Origin of the sequence: Nostoc sp. UHCC 0251, from assembly GCF_034932245.1 — a bacterium.
Taxonomy (GTDB): Bacteria; Cyanobacteriota; Cyanobacteriia; order Cyanobacteriales; family Nostocaceae; genus Nostoc.
This window is the reverse complement of sequence record NZ_JAYGHD010000188.1, coordinates 1-5,694: the sequence shown is the minus strand read 5'-3', so window position 1 is coordinate 5,694 and position 5,694 is coordinate 1. Positions and strand designations below refer to the sequence as shown.

Below are 5,694 nucleotides of genomic sequence, written 5' to 3'. Positions count from 1 at the left end.
GCCCTCTCCAATCAACTGCACAAAGTTTTTTCTTTCTTTGTATGAAACCACCCTGCTTCTGCCAGATTTGAAAGAAGGGGAGCCATAATCTAAAATTCCCTCTTCCACATTTAGAAGAGGGATTTAGGGTGAGGGCAAAAACTACTGTTCTCAACTTAGATGATGTTTAGTCTCACTATGCTTATCTTCAAGTTGGATTCCTATATTCAATAATGTACTAAGTATGATCTGCCCGCTTATCGTAAGGCTCACCTGTAAAAGGTTGTACGCCAATACTAGGATAAGCATCATCATTAGGCCCAAAAATCCGCATTGCAGCTTCAGAAATATACTGGGTTATGTTCGCAATGATTTTGGAAATAGCCATATTATTGGACTCCTTCTTTCGAGTCGCTTGAATTGTGCTACCTATACTCTAATGCTGATATTCATAGCTGGCTCTAATTCTCAATATATCGAGAATATATGCAATGTTTATTCAGATAAGTTTGCAATACTTTAGCTTGTCAAAAATCCAAACTTTTCTCTTTGATTGTAATTGCAACTTAGCTATTTCTCCAACCCCAGTCTGAGAAAGGCGCTGGCAAACAAACCTACTTTAGCAGAATGTTGTGAATTTGTATTAGTCTCCCAGTCAAATGAACATTATTGCTAGCTTTTACTATTAAAAAATATTAAGTATTTTATGAAGCTAGTATTAATTTATCCATAAAATTACTGTTATACAGCAATCCCAGAAAATATACTTGCCAGGAGTTGACATTATTTATAGTAAATTCTACCATAAATAAAAGAAGCATTCTTGTAAGGAAGCTCTGGCATGACAACTTTGGCCGATTTGGACTATGTACATAAACAGCAAAGTCAGCCGAACCAGGAACTAAACCTCTGTGCGGAAGACTACAGCTTATTGACCGACCTTTACCAGTTGACGATGGCAGCTTGTTACACAGGCGAAGGTATAGAACAACAACGGGCAAGCTTTGAATTGTCTGTCAGGCGATTGCCAGAGGGTTTTGGTTATTTAATTGCAATGGGGCTGACGCAGGCGTTGGAATATTTAGCGAAATTCCGCTTTAGTTCCGCGCAAATTGCGGCATTACAGGCAACGGAAATTTTTGCTCATGCAGGCGATCGTTTTTGGTCACTTTTAGCTGAGGGAAAGTTTACGGGTGATGTTTGGGCAGTCCCCGAAGGGACGGCTGTATTTGCCAATCAGCCACTGTTGCGGGTGGAAGCACCTCTTTGGCAAGCGCAACTAGTGGAAACTTACCTTCTAAATACGATTAATTACCAGACTTTGATTGCCACAAAAGCAGCCCGGTTAAGGGATGTAGCGGGGGAGTCAGCAACACTTTTAGAATTTGGCACAAGACGAGCATTTAGTCCCCAAGGGTCTTTGTGGGCGGCGCGGGCGGCGTTAGCAGGTGGTTTAGATTCCACTTCTAATGTGTTAGCAGCGCTACAACTGGGACAAAAGCCAAGTGGTACGATGGCACACGCCCTGGTGATGGCGTTGTCAGCAATAGAAGGCACTGAAGAACAAGCTTTCAGTGCATTTCATCGATATTTTCCGGGTGCGCCATTGCTGATTGATACTTACGACACCATTGCTGCTGCCGGGCGCTTGGCCCAAAAAGTAAATTCCGGGGAAATGCAATTAACAGGAGTGAGATTGGACTCAGGAGATTTAGTTACCTTATCAAAACAGGTGCGATCGCTCCTTCCTGGTGTACCAATTTTTGCCAGTGGCGATTTGGACGAGTGGGAAATTGCGAGGTTAAAAGCCGCTGGGGCCCAAATTGATGGTTACGGACTGGGAACACGACTAGTTACAGGTTCGCCTGTCAATGGAGTTTATAAACTTGTAGACATTGATGGCATCCCAGTGATGAAGCAGTCTAGTGGTAAGCTTACTTATCCAGGGCGCAAGCAGATTTTTCGCTCGTTTACAGGAGGCAAGGTAAAAGCAGACAGGTTGGGACTCTTAGGTGAAAGCTTTTTGGATGAAAAACCTTTGTTGCAGTTGGTAGTACAAGAAGGTGAACGGCTGTATCCATTAGAGCCGTTGGCAACAATTCGTCAACGTACCGCCGCTTCAGTTACTAGTTTGCCACAGGAAACACGGCGCTTGGATTATCCGGTAGCTGTAGAAGTAGAAATTTCTGAGGGGTTACGGATGTTGACGGAGGAAACTAAGAAACGAACCGCAGAGGCACAGAGAAGCCAGTGCGTTGGGCGGGTTTCCCGACTTGAAGCACCTGGCGCAACACATAAGTAAAAGTACTCTTTCAGTCTGTCTTAATTACGAATTACGAACTACGAATTACGAATTACTATGAGAGTTGCTTTGTTTGGTACTAGTGCCGATCCGCCAACTGCTGGACATCAAAAAATTCTGAGTTGGTTATCTGAGCGTTATGATTGGGTAGCGGTTTGGGCAGCAGATAATCCATTTAAGTCCCATCAAACACCCTTACAGCATCGGGCGGCAATGTTGCGACTGTTGATTGCGGATATAGACACGCCACGGCACAATATTGCTTTGGAACAAGAATTGAGTAGCTTCAGAACACTGGAAACAGTCGAGAAAGCGAAGCTGACTTGGGGTGAAGACGCCCAATTGACGTTAGTAATTGGTTCAGATTTACTGAGTCAGCTACCACGCTGGTATCGCATTGAAGATTTGTTACAGGAAGTGCAACTACTGATTGTACCGCGACCGGGATATGCAATAGATGAATCTAGTTCAGAGGTAGTGCAAAAGCTGGGAGGCAAGATTGCGATCGCTAGTCTGACCGGTCTAGATGTTTCCTCAACAGCGTACCGCGAACATGGAGATTCTCAAGCCCTCACAGCCCCTGTAGTTGCCTATATTAATCGAGAGCATTTGTACGAATGCCAGGACGTTCACCAAAAAAGATACCAACTCCGTTAAACCAGCAACCTTTGGCCGATTTCAAGGTTGGTGTTGATAATGTAATTTTTTCTGTAGATACTGTACAAAATCGGCTGTTAGTTCTACTAGTAATGCGACAGCAAGAACCATTTTTAAATCATTGGAGTCTTCCCGGTACTTTAGTACGTCCAGGAGAGTCTTTAGAAGATGCTGCCTATCGCATTATGGCGGAGAAAATTAAGGTCAACAATCTCTATTTAGAACAACTGTATACATTTGGCGGGCCGAATCGCGATCCACGGGAAGCAACTGATAGTTATGGTGTGCGTTATCTATCAGTTAGTTACTTTGCCCTAGTGCGATTTGAGGAAGCCGAATTGATTGCCGATCGCATGACTGGAATAGCTTGGTATCCGGTAAAACAAGTGCCGCAATTAGCTTTTGACCATAATGAAATTTTGGCTTATGGACACAGGCGATTGCGAAATAAATTAGAGTATAGCCCGGTGGCTTTTGAAGTCTTGCCAGAAATGTTCACCTTGAATGATTTATATCAGTTATACGCCACAGTTTTAGGTGATAACTTTTCTGATTATTCTAATTTTCGAGCGCGTCTACTCAAGTTAGGTTTTTTATGCGATACCGGAATTAAGGTATCACGGGGCGCTGGTCGTCCGGCTAGTTTGTATAAGTTTGACGCCGAAGCTTTTGCTCCCTTAAAAGATAAGCCTCTGGTGTTTATTTAATGACCAATGACTAATGACAAATGACTAATGACAAATAATATGAAAATTGCGATCGCTCAAATTAATCCGACAATTGGTGATTTGCTTTTGAATGCCCAGAAAATCCTGGAGGCTGCACAAAGAGCAGCATCTAGCGGTGTGCGTTTGTTGCTAACACCAGAACTTTCTTTGTGTGGCTATCCACCAAGAGATTTATTACTAAATCCTAGTTTTGTAGAAGCGATGGGCATCACTTTACAAAACTTGGCCCAGGATTTACCAACTAATTTAGCTGTATTGGTAGGAACTGTTGAACAGAACCTCAATGCACATATTAGTGGTGGCAAAACTTTATTTAACAGCATGGCTTTGTTAGAAGATGGCAAGGTCAAGCAAATTTTTCACAAACGACTTTTGCCTACTTACGATGTATTTGACGAACGTCGCTATTTTGAACCAGGTTTGCAAGCTAATTATTTCACTTTAGATAATATCCATATTGGTGTAACTATTTGCGAAGATTTATGGAACGATGAGGAATTTTGGGGCAAACGTAGTTATACAGTAAATCCGATTGCTGACTTAGCAATTTTGGGTGTAGATTTGATTGTAAATTTATCTGCTTCTCCCTACACGGTTGGCAAGCAACAGTTTCGTGAAATAATGCTCAGGCATAGTGCAGTACGTTTTCAACAACCAATTATTTACGCTAATCAGGTTGGTGGAAATGATGACCTAATTTTTGATGGGCGTAGTTTTGCCTTAAATCGTCAAGGTGAAATGATGTGTCGTGCCCGTGGCTTTGACACCGATTTAGTGGTGGTTGAATTTGATGAAACACAGCGTGATTTGCAGTTAGGTTCTGTAGCACCTATCTATGAATCAGAAGATGAAGAAATTTGGCAAGCTTTGGTTTTGGGAGTTCGAGATTATGCCCGCAAGTGTCGCTTTTCTAAAGTAGTGTTGGGTTTAAGTGGCGGGATTGACTCTGCAATAGTAGCTGCGATCGCAACTGCTGCACTTGGTAAAGAAAATGTTTTCGGTGTTCTCATGCCTTCCCCTTACAGTTCCGAGCATTCCATTAGCGATGCTTTAGCATTAGCCGAAAATTTGGGGATTAAGACTAATCTTTTACCAATTGGCGAGTTAATGCAAGGCTTTGATCAAACATTAAGTGATTTGTTTGCAGGTACAGAGTTTGGGCTGGCTGAGGAGAATATACAGTCCCGAATTCGGGGTAATTTATTAATGGCGATCGCTAATAAATTTGGCTATCTTCTTTTATCTACTGGTAACAAGTCAGAGATGGCTGTGGGTTACTGTACCCTTTATGGCGATATGAACGGCGGGTTAGCGGTGATTGCAGATGTTCCTAAAACCCGTGTGTATTCACTTTGCCATTGGTTAAATCGCAATAATGAAATCATCCCGGAAAATGTTTTGACTAAAGCACCCAGCGCCGAACTCAAACCAGGCCAAGTTGATCAAGACTCTCTACCGCCTTACGAAATTTTGGACGATATTTTGCAACGCCTAGTTCACAACCACCAATCAGCAGTGCAAATTGTTGCAGCCGGTCACGATCCGGTAATTGTAGACAGAGTAATTCAAATGGTGGCGCGGGCTGAATTTAAACGGCGACAAGCACCCCCCGGCTTAAAAATTACCGATCGCGCTTTTGGAACCGGTTGGCGAATGCCAATTGCTAGTAACTGGGTTGGTGTCAAAAACACTTATCAGGCTAAAACTACAGCTACACCTAACCTTAGTTTATTGTGATGGACAAAATACTCATCGGCAAATCAAGTAATTTAGTTATCAAACCTCTCCCTGTCTTGAACTTTTATTAAAGTCTGTCCTTCTCCAATGGGGAGAGGGACAGGTTTTGCGTAGTAAAATCTTTTTTATAGATAGTAGTTGTAAAAATATAGCGGTTCTCGAATGGATGCAATACAATTTGACCTCTCTCCTAAAAGGAGAGAGGCTTTGAATCTTACTCCCCAACGCTAGTAGGGAAGCAGGGTGGTTTCATACAAACAGAGAAAAATGACAATACTTATGGGAGGCGAT

General features: G+C 42.6%; 5 protein-coding genes. 4 read left to right on the top strand and 1 reads right to left on the bottom strand.

Annotated elements, in window-relative coordinates; translation table 11 throughout:
* Positions 1-217: 217 nt before the first annotated feature.
* Positions 218-367 carry a nicotinate phosphoribosyltransferase gene (locus VB740_RS16920; RefSeq protein ID WP_323201125.1) on the bottom strand — a complete coding sequence of 50 codons (150 nt, stop codon included), beginning with the start codon at positions 365-367 and terminating at the stop codon, positions 218-220.
* Positions 368-820: 453 nt separating this feature from the next.
* On the opposite strand from VB740_RS16920, the gene VB740_RS16915 reads away from it, so the two are divergent.
* From VB740_RS16915 to VB740_RS16900, 4 genes are read left to right on the top strand one after another with little or no spacing between them, the layout of a single operon-like run.
* Entirely contained in the window at positions 821-2,281 is a 1,461-nt protein-coding gene (locus tag VB740_RS16915) for a nicotinate phosphoribosyltransferase (protein ID WP_323201124.1), read from the top strand.
* A gap of 57 nt (positions 2,282-2,338) precedes the next feature.
* The gene (locus VB740_RS16910) at positions 2,339-2,938 is read left to right on the top strand and encodes a nicotinate-nucleotide adenylyltransferase (RefSeq protein ID WP_323201123.1); all 600 of its coding nucleotides are present in this window, start codon (positions 2,339-2,341) and stop codon (positions 2,936-2,938) included.
* A complete protein-coding gene (locus tag VB740_RS16905) occupies positions 2,899-3,645 on the top strand; it encodes an NUDIX hydrolase (protein WP_163929288.1) in 747 nt (248 codons plus the stop codon). Before VB740_RS16910 ends, VB740_RS16905 begins: the two co-directional genes overlap by 40 nt.
* A gap of 39 nt (positions 3,646-3,684) precedes the next feature.
* Positions 3,685-5,403, top strand: a complete 1,719-nt coding sequence (locus VB740_RS16900; protein WP_323201126.1) for an NAD+ synthase — start codon at positions 3,685-3,687, stop codon at positions 5,401-5,403.
* The last annotated feature ends 291 nt before the right edge of the window (positions 5,404-5,694 follow it).